Origin of the sequence: Paenibacillus sp. LC231 (genome assembly GCF_001860525.1) — a bacterium.
In the GTDB taxonomy this organism is placed as follows: Bacteria; Bacillota; Bacilli; order Paenibacillales; family Paenibacillaceae; genus Paenibacillus_AQ.
The window spans coordinates 48,101-64,646 of sequence record NZ_JFOM01000049.1 but is presented as its reverse complement, the minus strand read 5'-3'; the positions used below and the strand labels follow the sequence as shown (position 1 = coordinate 64,646).

The window sequence follows — 16,546 nt, the reverse complement described above, 5'->3', positions numbered from 1 at the left end:
AGAAAAACCTACCTTTTTGTGATAGACTCATTTAAAACCTATTCGCTGATTACAGGTACCCGGCTGCTTTGCCGGAAGACCGCGCTAAAGCGTAACAATTTTATAATAGATCTGGGGGGAAATCGACATCATGACAACCAAAAAAATGCGTTCAGACATGATCAAAAAAGGCTTTGACCGCGCGCCGCACCGCAGCCTTCTGCGTGCAGCAGGCGTTAAGGAAGAGGATTTCGGCAAACCGTTCATCGCCGTATGTAACTCTTACATCGACATCGTTCCGGGTCATGTGCATCTTCAGGAATTCGGTAAAATCGTGAAGGAAGCGATCCGTGAAGCTGGCGGCGTTCCGTTCGAATTCAACACCATTGGCGTGGATGACGGAATTGCCATGGGTCATATCGGCATGCGCTACTCGCTGCCAAGCCGCGAGATCATAGCGGATTCCCTAGAAACCGTTGTATCGGCTCACTGGTTCGATGGCATGGTATGTATCCCGAACTGTGATAAAATCACGCCCGGCATGCTGATGGGTGCCCTGCGCGTCAATATCCCTACGGTGTTTGTCAGCGGCGGGCCGATGAAAGCCGGCGTGGACAGCAAAGGCCGTAAATTGTCCCTGACCTCCGTATTTGAAGGCGTCGGCGCTCACCAGGTCGGCAAAATCAATGATGATGAGCTCCTGGAGCTGGAACAATTCGGTTGTCCAACCTGCGGTTCCTGCTCCGGCATGTTCACCGCTAACTCCATGAACTGTCTAGCCGAAGCGCTGGGTCTTGCTCTCCCGGGTAATGGTACCATTCTTGCCATCGCCGAAGAGCGAAAAGAATTCGTCAAGAAATCCGCCAAACAATTGATGGAACTCGTCAAAATGGACCTCAAACCGCGTGATATCGTAACCGTTGAAGCAATCGACAACGCGTTTGCGCTGGATATGGCGATGGGCGGCTCCACCAACACCGTGCTTCATACGCTGGCTCTCGCACAAGAAGCCGGTCTCGATTACCCGCTGGAGCGGATCAACGAAGTTGCTGACCGTGTTCCTCACATCTCCAAGCTGGCTCCAGCTTCGGATTACTTTATTGAAGACGTACACTTGGCAGGCGGTGTGAGCGCGGTTCTGCATGAGCTTCTCAAGAAGCCGGGCGCACTGCACGGAGATTGCATCACCGTAACAGGCAAGACGCTGGCCGAGAATGTAGCGGGCTGTGAAATCCAGGATGAGAACGTCATCCATCCGATCGATTCCCCGTATTCCGAACGCGGCGGTCTCGCGGTACTGTATGGCAATCTGGCTCCTGAAGGTTCTATCATCAAAGTCGGTGCCGTTGACCCATCGGTTGGCGGATACCATAAAGGGCCTGCTATCTGCTTTAACTCTCAGGACGAGGCGCTTAGCGGAATTGCCAACGGCAAGGTCAAGGAAGGTCATGTGGTTGTCATTCGTTATGAAGGGCCTAAGGGCGGACCTGGTATGCCGGAAATGCTGGCGCCGACCTCACAGATCGTAGGTATGGGACTCGGAGCCAAAGTCGGTCTGATCACAGACGGACGCTTCTCCGGTGCTTCCCGCGGTATCAGCATCGGACATATCTCGCCGGAAGCGGCGGAAGGCGGACCTATCGCTTTCGTTGAAGACGGTGATATCATCGAGCTTGACCTGAATAACCGGACCATTCAATTGCTGGACGTTTCCGACGAGGAAATGGCTGTACGCCGCAGCAAATGGGTTGACTTCGAACCGAAAGTGAAGACCGGTTATCTTGCTCGCTACTCGAAGCTTGTTACGAACGCCAGCTCAGGCGGCGTATTGAAAATCTAATTCATCATTCGTACAAAGCAAAGGGGTTATCCCTCGCAGGCATTGAAGCCTGCGGGGATAACCCCTTTTTAATATCCACGCTACATCTATTAGATAATCCAACATAATGACAGTAAACCATCGATTCGATGAACTACATGCCCTGCGATGCACCGGCAACCGCCAGGTCAGCCACATGTTCCTGCTCTATTTCCTGCTGCTCCTCGGATGGAGGCTGAATCTGACTCTTCTTCTCAGCATAACGCCCGATCAGAACATCCACCGGCATCATCAGCATTTTTGGCTCCATGATCTGACTGCCCTCTTTAAGACGGGCCTGCCCTTTCGGATGAATAACGCTAAGCAGCAGTTTCAGATACAGTCTGGACGAGCTTGCAAACAGTCCCCGCGGTAAATCCATGACATGAAATCCGAATTGCTCCGGTCCCCGTGAAATCATGGTTACAGCATACAATCCCTTGATATCCTTGTACTCAGGCCGTTCCAATACCATATTAGCCAGAGAAGGAAGATCATTCTGCACGGCACGAATCATTTTGATGGCGAGCTGCACTTCCGAATGGGAGCGGCTGCCGATCTCAAACAATTTTTTGTTATCAAAATGGAGCTCCAGCACCTGGTCTCCCTTTTCAAGCTGGCTGCCATCTTCCATCACGACCGTTTTGCCGGTAAAAGCGCGCTTTCGGAAATGCAGCATCGGATCTGCCGGCGAGACCGTTTTGAGCGCAAATACCGCATGAAATCCTTTTTCCCACAGAAGCCACAACGAGACAATCATACGCTTCAGAGGAGACAGTTTCTTCGCTTTCGCTTTGCTTTCCTTCGCCATCATATCGTCGATTCGGATGCTTCTCATTCCCTTCTGCTCTGCGACTTTCAGAACACGTTCCAGCGCGATCAGCATTTGCTCCGGTGCATCGGGATTCGCCCCCATTGTCGTGCCGCAGTCATGTAGGAGCATAACCTCACCACCGTTAAGCTTGGAAAGCATTCGCTGGGTCAGCTTGTCGGCGCCGATCTTGCTCCGCCAATCATTAAACATCGAGGACCATAGGATGATCCGGCAGCCGGTATTTTTGGTAAAATCGAATAAATTCACGATTCCCCACGGCGGTCTGTAATACCTCGATCGTTCACCAGTGATGGAGTAAATAATATCATCCGTGCGCTTGACTTGTTTACGGACAGTGACCGGCCGCATGAACCAATTGCTCTTGTGAACATAGTTGTGAATCCCGATCAGATGACCCTCACTATGAATGCGTTTTACAACTTCTGGATGCTTCTCCGCATGGGAACCCACCAGGAAAAACGTCGCCTTCATATTATACTGCTTCAAAAGATCCAGAAGTCTTGGTGTATAGAGCGGATCAGGACCATCATCAAAGGTTAAGGCAAAGTCGTTCGAGCCTGTTCCCCTGCGAAATACTCGGAAACCAAATATCCGGGTCAAGATGCCGGGAATAAATGCATAAAAAGATGAAAGGTAAAACAACCATAGCAGTAATGTTTGCATGCTAACTCCCCGCTTTTTATTTCTTTTTCTAATGAACCCACTATTATTATTTTAGCATAGCACTTAAAGAAATAGGCTTTTTTTTCACAAATCGTGTACAATGATATCAATTAATAAAGTATAAAGGAGCCGATATCCCACTATGCTTCCCTTGTATAAAAAATATTGGAGAACCGCCTTTGATATAGGTTTAATCGTGCTTACGGTTTACCTCATCATGTTCATATTCAGCAAGCTGTACCAAATTGCGGCTCCGGTGTTTTTATCTTTCCTCGTTTTCCTGATTATCGAGCCTTTCTCCAAATTTTTGCACCGCAGGGGGCTCCCGAAACCATTTGCCGCGGCAATATCCGTTCTGCTCTTCCTGCTCGTCATTCTGGGCGTCCTGTTCGGAGCAGGGGCTCTCATCGTGTCGCAGTTCATGAACCTGCAGGATAATTTGCCGGCTTACACCCAAACGATCCAGAAACATTTCTCGGAAACCCTCGTATTCCTGCAGACCAGGCTCGACGCCCTGCCACCGGATCTGACAGAACGTCTGAACGGTTATTTCCAGGACATCACTACCTTTGCCCAAGGTGCTGCAGAATCATTTTTCCATTATGTCGTCGGATTTATGGGATCGTTCTCCTCGTTCATCGCGAATTTCGGGGTTGCGATTATCCTTGCCTTCTTCCTGAGCACTGAGATCGGCAGCTGGCGGAGAATCGCCAAAGACAAGACGCCGAGAACCCTCAAGACGGCTTTTGTTTTCCTCAAAGATAATGTATTCAAGGCAATTGGCTCCTATTTAAAAGCTCAGATGAAGCTGGTCAGCATTACCTTTGTTATTGTATATATAGGACTTCTGATATTAGGTACGGGAAATTCCCTGTCCGTTGCGCTCATCTGCGCCGTGTTCGATGTATTGCCGCTGCTGGGTGTTCCCGTTATTCTTATTCCGTGGATTACCTATTTGTTCATCGTCGGGAACACGGGACTCGCCATTGGCTTGATCGTGCTGCTTGCCGTGGTTGTCATTTCCAGACAGCTGCTCGAGCCTAAAATTACAGGAAACTCGATCGGCGTATCCTCTGCATTTCTGATGTTGTCCTTTATGATGATCTCGCTGTCCATTTTTGGAGTTGCCGGTTTGATCCTGGCGCCCATCCTGCTGATTCTCATCAAGGAACTGCTTACGCAGGGATACCTGAAGCAGTGGATCCGTCTGCCGAGCGAAGAATTCGATGTGTCTCCATGGGACATGTCCCGCTCTTACGCAGAGCCGGAGGCCGATTCAACCGAAGCCAAGAAATCGGAAACCTGACCGAATATGTCGGTTGCCTGATTGCTGCTGTTCGGGTTCCGATTCTCAACCAATACAGCCACGGCATAACGTGGCTTCTCCACTGGGCCGTACCCGACAAACCACTGGTTGTTTCGGGCACGGCCTTTCACTGTTACCTGGGCCGTACCGGATTTACCTGCAAGAGTCCATATGCGATTTTTTAATGAGCTGCCTGTTCCCTCTTCGACAACCTCCTCCATCCACTCAAGCAGAATGGATGAGGTTTCCCGGGAAATACCTTTTCCAGATGTTCGTTCCTTTAAAGGATCCGTATCTTGCAGCAATTGCCCGTTAGCATACCGGATCTGCTGTAGAATACGGGGCTGGGTCTTCACCCCGCCATGTAGCAATGTTACCATCGCATTGGCGGCTTGCAGCGGGGATACGGCAGCATCCCTTTGGCCTATGCCTGTCTGGACTCTAACACCTGCATCTGAGGCGTCAGCCGTGCTGGAAAATACCGTACCCTTCTCTTCATGATCCAACGGCGCAAAAGAACGGAGACCTAGAAACTGCTGAGATTTCCAACCTACCGTTTGCCCGAATCCCAGTGCGGCGGCCGCATCCGCCATTTGCTGAGCGGACAGTCTCTCCGCAAGTGTAGCAAATACAACGTTGCATGATTCCGCGAAGCCTTCACGAAGATCTATCGTTCCATGCCCCCCCTTTTTCCAGCAGGACATTCCAAACTTACCGTATTCGCCATCACAATGGAAATGTTCGCCTTCAGAGCTTAAACCATGCTCAAGTATGGCTGCAGCCGTGACCAGCTTGAAAATGGACCCTGGCGTGGCTGCCTTCAACCCGCGATTCTCCCACTGACCATCCTTCGGATGAATCTGCTCCGGATTGTAGAATGGTCTTGAAACCATGGCCACGATATCCGCATTTCGGGCATCCAGCACAACAACCGCCCCTTCTTTCATGCCCGCTTTCTCCGTTATAGCCTCAATCCCTTGTTGAATATCGATATCAATCGTGGTGGATATCCGTAACGGATAGTACCGATTATCAGGCGCCTTCACCATGGGCTTGATATCCTGAATGACTTCATTGGTGCTGTTAACTGGAAAATAGACAATGGTCGGCCCTCCCCCCCGTATCAACGAATCCATCGTTTTCTCCAATCCACTGGTTCCGGTAACCACTGGATAATCGTCAAAGAACAGGCTTTCCTTACGCTGACCGGACACAAAACCAAGCCACTGCATTCCCGATTGGCGATTGCCGTATCGCTGCTCATAGGGAAGAACCTTGAGTTTCGGAAGTTCAAGCTCTTGAATCTGCGTTATCTCATCTTTGGTTAAGGAACGAGGAATAAGGGAATTGTCTCCATGCCACAATTCTGGTTCCTTTAACTTACCCCAGGTCTGTATCAAATGATCCTTATTCGTTCCCAGTATACGGGCCAGCTTCACTAACTGTTGATGGGAGTTCTTTAGTTCCTGCTCGTCAGCAGGAAACATCACGGCTGCCCAGATGAGCTTGCCCGTGAGCGGTTTTCCGTTCCGATCCGTAAAATGACCGCGACCGGAATCCAGCACAATGCCCCGCTCCCTCTGGATCAGCGATGCCTCAACCATCGTATGCCGGCTGCCGGGAACCCGCTGATGCTTCATCACGAGCTGCACCCATGCAAGACGCAGCGTCAATACGGCGATTAAAAGCGTGAGTATCAGCCATCCGTATGTAATTCGCTTATTGCGGATAAGCCTCATGTCTTGCTCCTCCAATATGGTCTATTGTCTCATCATTATTTCCATATGGAAGCTGGCTCAATCACCTTCGCTTCTCTACCAAAATGAGCTCTCCAGAAAAGACACCCCCTGATTAAAACGTTGACTCTTAATCCGGTTTCTTTGGCTGCTTCCAGGGCGGGTCACCATATTTGTGCAGATACTGATTTATTTTGAATAGGGTGAACGGAACGATGATGAGCAGGAGCGTGCATATCACAACAAGCGGATTTAACAAAAGGTCATAGCGAAGTTCCATCATTTCCCCTCTTCTCTTATTCGGTACCGGTAACGGTTCCAATGGTTCTGACTTTTGCGTCAACGTTCACATGAATCTTGCATTGCGAAAATATAGATTGGCCACGGTCCCAGTCATTCTTGTAACGCACCCATGTGCGATATTCCCGCTCTTGGCATTTTTTCCAAAACCCCAGGAAGTCGGTTTTATATTCGTTCTGCGCCTTAAGAATAACGTCCATGGCAATTTGCTTGATCCGTTGCTCGGCTTTGCGTTTGATCTCTCCGTTTAATTCACGAACGTTTTCACCTTGATCCAGCTCCGACTCTCCAATATTTCCTCTGACCGAAATCTCAACATCAAATTCAGGAAGACCCCGATCATCCAGATGGACGCGAATGATCCGGTTGAACTCCTTGACTTCATAAACAAGCTGTTTGCCGTAAACAACCAGTTCCAATGATGCTGTTTTGACCGTTCCCTGGATCATATTACGGCCCGTGGTTTCATCCTGGTCCAGAAAGCCCTTGAACTTGTAGTTCTCACCGTTAAACACTGCGGCGCCACTGGTGGATATTCTGTCATCCTCCGTGATGGAAATCTTAGGTAGGGCATAACTGGACTTGGATAGCAGAAAATGATGCAGTTCACCAATATTTGTAGGAGGCGTTATGGATTCGCTCTTGTCCTTATTCTCTTGCGTTGAACGAATATATTGCGCAGGCAAGGTTTCAATCTTCGAATGGGTTTCCAGTATCTTGCTTGCCTCTCCATGAGAGACCATAATATTAGATGCTCTTCGGTTCTCCGGATCCCTGACGAATAAATCCAGTACATCGCCAACGTGCTCCGTTTCAACCAGTTTCTCCGAGATGACGATCACTTGGTTATGGGCAAGATAAGGAGAGCGGCTGATCTCATTCGACATCTTCCGTGCAGCCTTGAATACGCTGTCCGCGGTTGAGGATAGATTGATAAAAGGGCTTCCTCCCTCATTCTTCTGACCGCTGGACCCTTTCATCTGTGTAGGCACGACAATTTGAAACGTAAGCTTAATTTGTCCATCCTCTGCCGCATCAAGTGCAGTACCTACCACAAATCCACGCTCCTCGATTTCTATGCGGTCCCAGCAGCCTGCCAAAGGCCACACCAGCATGAACAACATCAGCATCCGAAGCATTTTAGCCATTGCCCTTCACCCCCCGTATCTTGGCCACCAAGAGCAGCAGAGCCGGAAGCAACCAGGCGAATCCGATACCCATATAGCTGATCCATTCGGCAAATACGTTAAGCTCCCTGAGCGTGCTTGGCAATAAACCGAGTATGAACAGGATTGGTGCCAGAATGAGGATCATCGTAAATCTGCGATATTTAGGAAAAACGGATTCCAGTGCCAGTAAAGCTACATCAAACGCCATCGCATTCGTGCTGAATAACGTCATCAACCAGATGACAAAAAAGAAAAATTCAAACCGTTCAAATATACCCCCAGGGACCTCAACCTCTTTAGCCAATTCCGCTAACGGATACAGTGTATTGGAGACCACGATCGGTCCAAAAACACCAATGACAAAAACGAAAATAATGAAGTAGATAAAGATGGGTATTAACACCCCCCGGAAGACGGAACCGAGAAGCTTGCTTTTCCTGACAACGTAAATGTTATAGAACAGCATAATTTCGAGCCCTAAATAGGAGAATACCGTATCTTTTGAAGTGATAACGATTCGTCTCCAGTCGGTTTTAAACACAGGCAGCAGATAATGCAAGTTTAAACTTCCGAGATTCAAAATTACGATCAGCAGCATGATCGATACAACGATGGGGAAAAAAATCAGATTCAGGCGTATCAAAGCGATGCTTGGCCCTGCGACTGCATAAATGAGCACCAGTAAGTAAACTAGACCGATGATTTCCTCCGGCGTGTTATCAAATAGATATAGTCTTGTGATGGTGGAAACCCCGCGTACTTGATAACTGACAAACAACAATAGGTATAGACTGATCAGCAGCGTCACCACATGGGCTGCTTTTCGATTCAGGATGAACGTTGCCATCGCATGATAATTTTTGCCGGGAAACCTTGATGCCAACGCCCCGATCGCCCATGCAAATCCAAGAGCGATCATGCCCCCAAGCATGATCGACATCCAGCCATCCGAAAAATGGGTATTCCTTGCAATCGTATTAGGGAGCGTAAGAATCCCGAGTCCTATCAACATATTACTAACAGAATATACAATCTCTTTACTGCCAATCGATTGATTGCTTAATTGGTTATTGTTCATTACAAATCACCGCTTTTTTGCCCGATGGATGTCTTGGGGCTTCATAAATAAAGGTCTGCGCGTAAGCCAAGTCACCGGCACGCGGATAAACATATCCTTCCAATCATGCTGAATAGAGGGGGCAATGGGACTGAGATAAGGGATTCCAAAAGTGTGCAGCCTCATCAAGTGGATACAGATCATGATAAAAGTCAACACGATCCCGTACAGTCCCAGAAAGCTTGCAGCAATCATGATTGCAAAGCGCAGCATTCGAAAAGATATGCCTGCGCTGTAAGATGGAATGGCAAAAGACGATATCGCTGTCAGTGCCACAATGATAACCATAATCGGGCTCACGATCCCAGCCTGAACCGCAGCCTCCCCTATTACAAGTCCTCCGACAATACCAATCGTCTGACCTATCGGCTTCGGTAGGCGGATTCCCGCTTCACGCAGCAATTCCAGTGTAACCTCCATCAGTAAGGCTTCGATCACAGCAGGGAAAGGTACGCCTTCCCGGGAAGCAGCAATCGAGAATACGAGTTTAAACGGGATCATCCCTGGATGGAAAGACAGAATAGCAATATACAGCGCAGGTAGAAACAAGGTAATTCCGATAGCCGCGAGGCGCAGCAAGCGTATAAGCGAGCCAATGCTCCATCGTTCATAATAATCTTCTGGGGAATGTAACAGAGAGACAAAAGTAAACGGTAGAAGCAGCACAAAGGGGGTACCATCCAACAAAATCGCTACTTTTCCCTGCAGCAGGGCAGAAGTCACTTTATCAGGTCGTTCGGTATTCAGGATCTGCGGAAACGGCGATAAAAAGCTGTCCTCAATCCACTGCTCTACCGTCCCGGATTCAGGAGCATAATCAAGATCCAGTGACTTCAGCCTGCGGTTCACTTCTTCAATTAGATCGGGATTCGTCAGGCCTTTAATATAGATGACCGCAAGGGATTGATTGGATCGTCTGCCGATGATGTGCGTGTCGATCGTCAGATTAGGCTCCCGAATATGTCTTCGTAATAGAGATATGTTCGTGTAAATGCTCTCCGTGAATCCCACCCTCGGCCCGCGAACCAGCGCTTCGGTTTGAGGCTCCTCAATGCTGCGTGCCGGCCACTTGCGGCTTTTGATCAGTAAGACTTCATCCGTCCCCTCCAGCATTAATGCCGTATCGCCCGAGAGAATGATAGGAATCACCTCATCCCATCGCCTTGTACGATTGGTTATCTGCAGCGATATCATCCGATTCTCAATCTCGTGCAGCATCATATGAGCACTTATCATGGATTCCTGGGAAAGCTCCTGATTTTGCTGGATCGGCTGGATAATCTGCTCCTTAATCAACAATTGATCAGATAACCCTTCGAGGCTGACAATGGCAGAGGTATAAGCGCTCCCTCCAACCTGCAGCACTTTCGTGGTAAGGTCGCTAGGATCGTTGAGTAACAAGCTAAATGTTGTCAGATTTTCCTTAAGATTCGTTGACAGGAATTCAGGTGTATGACCAGGCTGCCTTGTATCCAAGTGACCTCGACTCCTTCAACCATATTCTCCGTTATCATTGCCTCTGAAAGTTATTTTTATCCGGCATCAAAAATAGCCCCACAAAGTGGAGCCTATGCTTCGTTGCTTATTCGCTTCGCTGAAAACTAATAAATTCAGTAATATGAAAAAGGCTGCCCCATCAGCTTAAGCGGATAGAGCAGCCTTTGAATTATATTTCAATCTTACAGTCTAAAACGAGACAAGGTCTCTTTCAGGTCATTCGATACATTCTCCAGCTGCGATGATAGATTAACCAGCTGACTGCTAACGCTTTGCTGCTCTGTAGAGAGAGAAGCCACCTCTTCCGAAGTTGCGGAGGATTCTTCGGCTACCGCGCTCACATTACTCATCGCTTCCGAGAGTACATTCTGAGATTCATTCAGTTCATCAATCGAATGCGTTACCGAATCCAAGGACTCGATAAAATCGACCATCTGCTGCTGAACGGATACGAAGATATCATTCGTCTCCTTAACAGCATCCATCTGACCTTTGAAAAGTGGATTCGCATCCAGCAATACCTGGACGGTTTCATTCATCTCCGTCATGATGCGGTCTGTAATCTGGCTGACCATATCGATGGACTGCCTGGATTGGTCTGCCAGCTGGCGGATCTCATCGGCCACGACCATAAAGCCTTTACCAGCCGCCCCAGCACGGGCAGCCTCGATTGTCGCATTCAATGAAAGGATATTCGTTTGCTTTGTAATATTCTGAAGTACGTCCAGCACTTTGACAACCGAGGAAGTTGTCTCCTTCAAGCCATCAACCTTGTGCATCATCGAACGGGTCATATCCTCAGTCTGATGGGTCTTATCCAGCAAGTCACTCAAATGCTTCGTTCCAAGCTCACTGGCGCTTTCCACGTGACGGGCCGATTTGCCCATCTCTTCGTTGGCTGATACGACCATTTGCATCTGCTTCGAGATATTGTTGGTCAGATCGCTGCCGCGCTCGGCTTCAACCGCCAGACTGCTGGCACCGTTGGCAATCTCCTCGGTCGCTACGGCAATTTCTTTGGCGGAAATTGCCGTCTTCTTCGAGGCATCACTTAACTCGGTTGCCGTTCTAAGCACTTCCTGAGCGGTATTGCTCGTTTGCTGAACGAGTCCGGTAATCTGCTCCATCATATCGTTAAAGCTTGCGGAGAGCTGACCGATTTCGTCCTGGCTCTTATGATCTGTGCGAACATTCAAATTGCCTTTGGCGCCTTCCTTCATCAACAGGTTAAGCTTGCCTAATGGACGGGCAATCATTCTTACCATCCAAATCCCGATCAGAATAGCAAAAATAACGTCGATGGCAGCCACGATAAGCGTGATGACCAGTATGCTTGATGCATCCTTTGTCAGCTCGCTGGTTTGGACAGATCCTACGAGCTTCCAATCGTTGGTGTTCAGCGTATTATAGACCGCCAGTACATTTCTTCCTTCCTCATCCTTCGTTCTTACGTCATCCGTTTTGGTGTCGGCCGGAAATTCCTTCGCAAACGTCCAAGCGGTTTCCGAACCCACAATGGAGGACTCGCTGGAGGAAACAACGATGCCTTCCGGACTGATCAATTGCAGCTGGCCGTTCTCGCCCAGATTGATTCCCTTCAGCTGCGTGTCCAGTACCGAGGCGTTAAGTTCAAACATTACCACATACGTTGAAGTCAGATCGTTCATAGACCCCAAAGAACGGGCAATCGTGAAATATGGTGCCCCGCTGTTCTGCATCGTTGGCAGCCACGTAATCTTCTTGTCGCCTTCCTTCAATTCGGTATACCAGCTTTGCTCAAGGACGGTTTTCGAGGACTCCGAGGCTTGACCTGCCGATATGATCTTCTCACCCTTGGTAGGGATCAAATAAATGGCTCGGATCGACGAATCCGATGTTATCTGATTGGATAGTTTATCCCGAATGCTGCGCTCCACCGTAAACGCGTCGTAATCGCTTAACTTTTTATCCGTGTATTCAGACAACAACTTCTGCAATTCAATGTCATAGAAGATTTGTCTACCGGCATTCTCGTACTTCTCCAGAATGATGTCGATTTTCTCAGAGGTTTGAATGATCGTCTGCTGATTGCCGTTTGCAGCATTCTTCTCAATCGTGCTCTTCGCCTTATCGTAGGACAGATAACCCAAGACGATCACAAAAAATACAATCGCTGACAAAAAGATCAGGAACAACCGGATTCCGACGGATTTCGCCGGGTTCATCGGCATCCGGCTTACAGCCGTTCCCACGTTTGCAAAAAACGACTTGGCAGTATGTATCCCTGTTGATGCCGAAGGTTTTTCCTTTTTCTCTTTGATACCCCCGGGCTTCTTGCCCTTTTTCGGCTTCTTATCATGCTGCTCAACTTCTGACATTAGCTGTTCACCTACCACAATCATATTATTAATACGTCGGTCCAATCCCTTGAAACGTATTCGTTACTCTTTATTTCGACAATTGGAGGTGTTTTCCTTTGGGTTTTCGCAAAAAAATAATTCTTAATCCCTAATTTTTTCACAAACAAAAAGAATCCAAGGTCCATCCACAGACCCGGATTCTCAATTGTGTAGTTCTTTAGAATTATATTTTGTTATCCTTTACGCTTTCTCATCATATCAAAATGGCGCACCGGCTGATCCACCTTCATGCGAATGAGCTGCAAAGGATGGCGAGCTGCATCAAGTTCATTGCCGTTCTCATCCTCAATAGGACCAACTGCCTGCTTAAAGAAGGTTCCTTCCGGTCCGAAAAACTCGATTTCATCCCCTGGCTTAAAGTGGTTCCGCTGCTGAATGACAGCCGTTCCCGACTTCTCGTCATACTCCATCACCAGGCCGGCGAAGTCATAAGGGACCGCCTTCTCTTCGGGTTCATAGATATGATCCTCATGGTCAGGTGTATCATAGAAGAACCCGGTATTCAGCGGTCGATTGGCCGCTTTATTAATTTCTTCGATCCATTCCGGCTTCAATACATAATGATCAGGGTCAGCCATATAGGAATCAATCGCCTGTCGATATACATTAACCACAGTCGCTACGTAATGGATCGATTTCATCCGTCCTTCAATCTTGAAGCTGTCGATTCCCACCTCAATCAGATCCGGAATATGCCCCAGCATGCAGAGATCCTTCGACCCCATCGTAAACTGGTTGTCTTCCGGCTGGAACAGCGGGATCTGTGTAACGCCTGGTTTGAATGGGGACGGAGCAGGGGCTGGCTGTTCCATCAACTGCTGCTCTTCCGATATCCATTGGCCTTGCTCTTCTCTTCCATCCACAAACAAATCGTATTTCCAACGGCAGGATTGGCAGCATCCGCCCCGGTTGGAATCACGATCCGTAAAATGATTGGACAACACGCAGCGACCGGAGAACGAGGAGCACATCGCGCCATGGATAAAGGCTTCAATCTCAATATCGACATGCTCTTTAATCGCCGCGATTTCCTCCAGACTCGCCTCGCGTCCAAGTACAACCCGCGGCAATCCTTCATCCTTCCAGAACTTCACGGCCTGCCAATTCAGCGTGGATTGCTGTGTGCTCAGATGAACTTCGAGCTTGGGCGCGGCATGTTTGGCCACTTCAATAATTGCCGGATCTGCGGCGATGATTGCCGCAATGCCTGCTTCCTCCAAACTTCGCAGGTAGGCTTCAATTCCCTCAATGTCCTCATTATGCGCATATATGTTGGTTGCCACAAATACTTTGGCGCCGTATTTCTTGGCGAACTCCACGCCTTCTTTCATTTCTTCAAAGCTGAAGTTGTCCGCATTTGAACGAAGCCCGTATTTCTGACCCCCAATGTATACCGCATCAGCGCCATAATGCACCGCAAATTTCAGTTTTTCCAGATTACCCGCCGGGGCGAGCAATTCCGGCTTGTCCAGGCGATAGCGTTTGCCCTTGTACTTTGGCTGTGCCATTGCTTCCATGCTGTCCACTCCTTAATAAACTTGTTCCTTATAGAAAAATCCAAACGACAATTCACGTTCCGGATCCTGAATCGCACGAATTCCGTCCATCCACTCTTCCTGAAAAGCATAAGTGGATGCATCTGCAGCATATAAATCAATCGCTTGGCGATAGGTTCGAATCACCAGCTCATTGTAATGCCGCGGCTTCAGCAGCGTCTCAACCTTAAAGCTATCCATGCCTGCTGCCATTAACAGATGCAAATCCTCCAGGATGCAAATATCCTCCGAACTCATAATATGGGTTCCGTTGATATCTTCATAGATCGGATATTTCTCTTCTTGACGCTCAGCTTCAATGAGAAACAAACCGCGCTCCTTGCCAAGGCTGCCTTCATTCACCGGTCTGCCCTGCTGCTGCATATAGCTGTTCACCAGGCGCCGCTTGGAATGATAGATGTTGGTCATGCCATGAACCTGAACCTGTGCTTCCAGCTGAAGCTGCGGCTTCATGTCGGTTACCTCGTCCATATTTAATTCACGCGCAAGAATAACCCGGGAGGCGCCTTTGCTTCCCCAGTAATTGGCCGTTGAATAGTTGGTGGCGGTCATTTCTGCGTTCCAATGAAGTTTTACCTGTGGAGCCAGCTCTTTTACGGTAGTGAGTACGGATGGATCGTTAAATTCCACCGCGTCTACCCCGATTTCTCCGAGCGCCTTAACATAGGCAGGCAGCTCGGGCAGCAAATCATTTGTCATCAAGTTGTTCAAGCTGACGTACACTTTGCCTCCTCGTTCATGAGCAAGCTGTACGACTTGGGTTATTTCGTCCAAAGTCAGACTGCCAGGCAGTCTCATGCCGAATCGATCCTCGCCAACGAGCAGTGCGTCAGCTCCCGCTTCCAGATAAGCAGCGGCATCAGCCAGAGACCCGGCTGCTGCCATTAATTCAGGTTTGATACTCATTTAAAAAGTCCTCCCTACTTAGAGGTTGTTCAACAAGACTCTTCTGAGTACGAGCTGGATCTGTTCCTTGTCACTCAGCGTATCAGCGGACTTGCTCAACACGTAATATTATTGTTGTGCCATCTTCTTGCTGGTCTCGATATTCTTCAAATGCTCTTTATACGTTTTGGCAAACAGATGCTCTTGTGTACCGTCTTTCTTTGTTACATAGAACAAATAATCGGATTTCTCCGGATTCAAAGCAGCCTGAATCGATTGCAGGCTCGGGCTCGAGATCGGGCCAGGCGGCAGACCCTTTTGACGATATGTGTTATACGGGCTTTCAACCTCAAGGTCGGCATAAAGCAATCGTTCCTTCGGTTTATCCAACAGATATTGAACGGTTGCATCGATTTCCAGCTTCATGTCCTCTTCCAATCGATTATATATAACGCCAGCCACCAGGGCACGCTCCTGATCTGCAACCACTTCCCGCTCCACCAGCGAAGCGATGGTCATGAGTTCATGGAACGTTATGTCGCGAGCCTCCAATTGACGCTCCCAACCCGGAATTTCGGCCAAACGTTTCTCCGTTTCTTTCAGCATGGTTTCTACAATGCCTTTTGCCGTAATATCCTTCTTCGGCAGTTCATAGGTCGCAGGGAACAAGTATCCCTCGAGATGATGCCGGAGGTCTGCCTCCTGGGGAATTTCTCCAGCAATCGGAACATCCCAGCCGGCAGGCTGATCCACAACCTTCAAGAATTCCTTCTCGTCGATTCCGCTCTCTTGAGCGATGGTCTCCGCCATCTGAAGGATCGTATATCCCTCAGGGATCGTGAAACGAACCATCTCCTCGGGCTTCACTTCGCCATTGTTCATCTTCGATAACAGTTCCTGGAACGGAGTGCCCGGGGTTGCCTCATAGGTTCCTGCCATCAGACGGCTTCCTTCCCCGCTAAGTTTTAAATAACCTTTAAGTATAAGGGCATTCTTGATCAGTCCCTTTTCCTCAAGCAGATCGGCGATAGAGGACGTGCTCATGCCGGACTCCACGGTGAATTCGACGGGAGTTTCCGAGCTTTGAACGGGCTGTAAACCATTCCATACGTAAAATACGGCCCCGCCCGCAAGGAGGATCAGGACCAATACTGCTATTGCCAGTTTCTTCAATCTACTCATCCCTTCACACCAAAAGGGGCGGACAGCTCCGCCCCTTCCTGAACTTTCATTTGAAAATTAAGCA

At 48.7% G+C, this 16,546-nt stretch carries 11 protein-coding genes; 2 read left to right on the top strand and 9 right to left on the bottom strand.

Going from position 1 to position 16,546, the window contains the following annotated elements; all coding sequences use genetic code 11:
* Nucleotides 1-130: 130 nt before the first annotated feature.
* Nucleotides 131-1,819 (top strand): dihydroxy-acid dehydratase, encoded by a 1,689-nt coding sequence (gene ilvD, locus AK95_RS25860; protein WP_071222791.1) that lies wholly within the window; start codon nucleotides 131-133, stop codon nucleotides 1,817-1,819.
* Nucleotides 1,820-1,952: 133 nt separating this feature from the next.
* On the opposite strand, the gene AK95_RS25855 is transcribed toward ilvD, so the two are convergent.
* Complete coding sequence (locus tag AK95_RS25855) at nucleotides 1,953-3,335, bottom strand: polysaccharide deacetylase family protein (RefSeq protein ID WP_071222790.1); 1,383 nt, start codon at nucleotides 3,333-3,335, stop codon at nucleotides 1,953-1,955.
* A gap of 142 nt (nucleotides 3,336-3,477) precedes the next feature.
* Between AK95_RS25855 and AK95_RS25850 the strand changes: the two genes are divergently transcribed.
* Nucleotides 3,478-4,641: an AI-2E family transporter gene (locus AK95_RS25850; RefSeq protein ID WP_071222789.1), complete on the top strand. Its 1,164-nt coding sequence runs from the start codon at nucleotides 3,478-3,480 to the stop codon at nucleotides 4,639-4,641.
* Here AK95_RS25850 and AK95_RS25845 read toward each other — a convergent pair.
* The 8 genes from AK95_RS25845 to mltG all read right to left on the bottom strand — a co-directional run bounded on the left by AK95_RS25845 (nucleotide 4,590) and on the right by mltG (nucleotide 16,473).
* Nucleotides 4,590-6,380, bottom strand: a complete 1,791-nt coding sequence (locus tag AK95_RS25845; protein ID WP_071222788.1) for a peptidoglycan D,D-transpeptidase FtsI family protein — start codon at nucleotides 6,378-6,380, stop codon at nucleotides 4,590-4,592. The genes AK95_RS25850 and AK95_RS25845 overlap by 52 nt on opposite strands.
* A gap of 293 nt (nucleotides 6,381-6,673) precedes the next feature.
* A complete protein-coding gene (locus AK95_RS25840; RefSeq protein WP_071222787.1) occupies nucleotides 6,674-7,825 on the bottom strand; it encodes a Ger(x)C family spore germination protein in 1,152 nt (383 codons plus the stop codon).
* Nucleotides 7,818-8,924, bottom strand: coding sequence for a GerAB/ArcD/ProY family transporter (locus AK95_RS25835; protein ID WP_071222786.1), 1,107 nt, complete (start codon nucleotides 8,922-8,924; stop codon nucleotides 7,818-7,820). Before AK95_RS25835 ends, AK95_RS25840 begins: the two co-directional genes overlap by 8 nt.
* A gap of 6 nt (nucleotides 8,925-8,930) precedes the next feature.
* Nucleotides 8,931-10,439, bottom strand: coding sequence for a spore germination protein (locus AK95_RS25830; RefSeq protein ID WP_071222785.1), 1,509 nt, complete (start codon nucleotides 10,437-10,439; stop codon nucleotides 8,931-8,933).
* Between the two features lie 203 nt (nucleotides 10,440-10,642).
* Nucleotides 10,643-12,817: a methyl-accepting chemotaxis protein gene (locus AK95_RS25825; protein WP_071222784.1), complete on the bottom strand. Its 2,175-nt coding sequence runs from the start codon at nucleotides 12,815-12,817 to the stop codon at nucleotides 10,643-10,645.
* 215 nt (nucleotides 12,818-13,032) lie between these two features.
* Nucleotides 13,033-14,376, bottom strand: a complete 1,344-nt coding sequence (locus AK95_RS25820; protein WP_071222783.1) for a peptidase U32 family protein — start codon at nucleotides 14,374-14,376, stop codon at nucleotides 13,033-13,035.
* Between the two features lie 12 nt (nucleotides 14,377-14,388).
* Nucleotides 14,389-15,321 (bottom strand): peptidase U32 family protein, encoded by a 933-nt coding sequence (locus tag AK95_RS25815; RefSeq protein ID WP_071222782.1) that lies wholly within the window; start codon nucleotides 15,319-15,321, stop codon nucleotides 14,389-14,391.
* Nucleotides 15,322-15,429: 108 nt separating this feature from the next.
* Nucleotides 15,430-16,473, bottom strand: coding sequence for an endolytic transglycosylase MltG (gene mltG, locus AK95_RS25810; protein WP_071222781.1), 1,044 nt, complete (start codon nucleotides 16,471-16,473; stop codon nucleotides 15,430-15,432).
* Nucleotides 16,474-16,546: the final 73 nt, after the last annotated feature.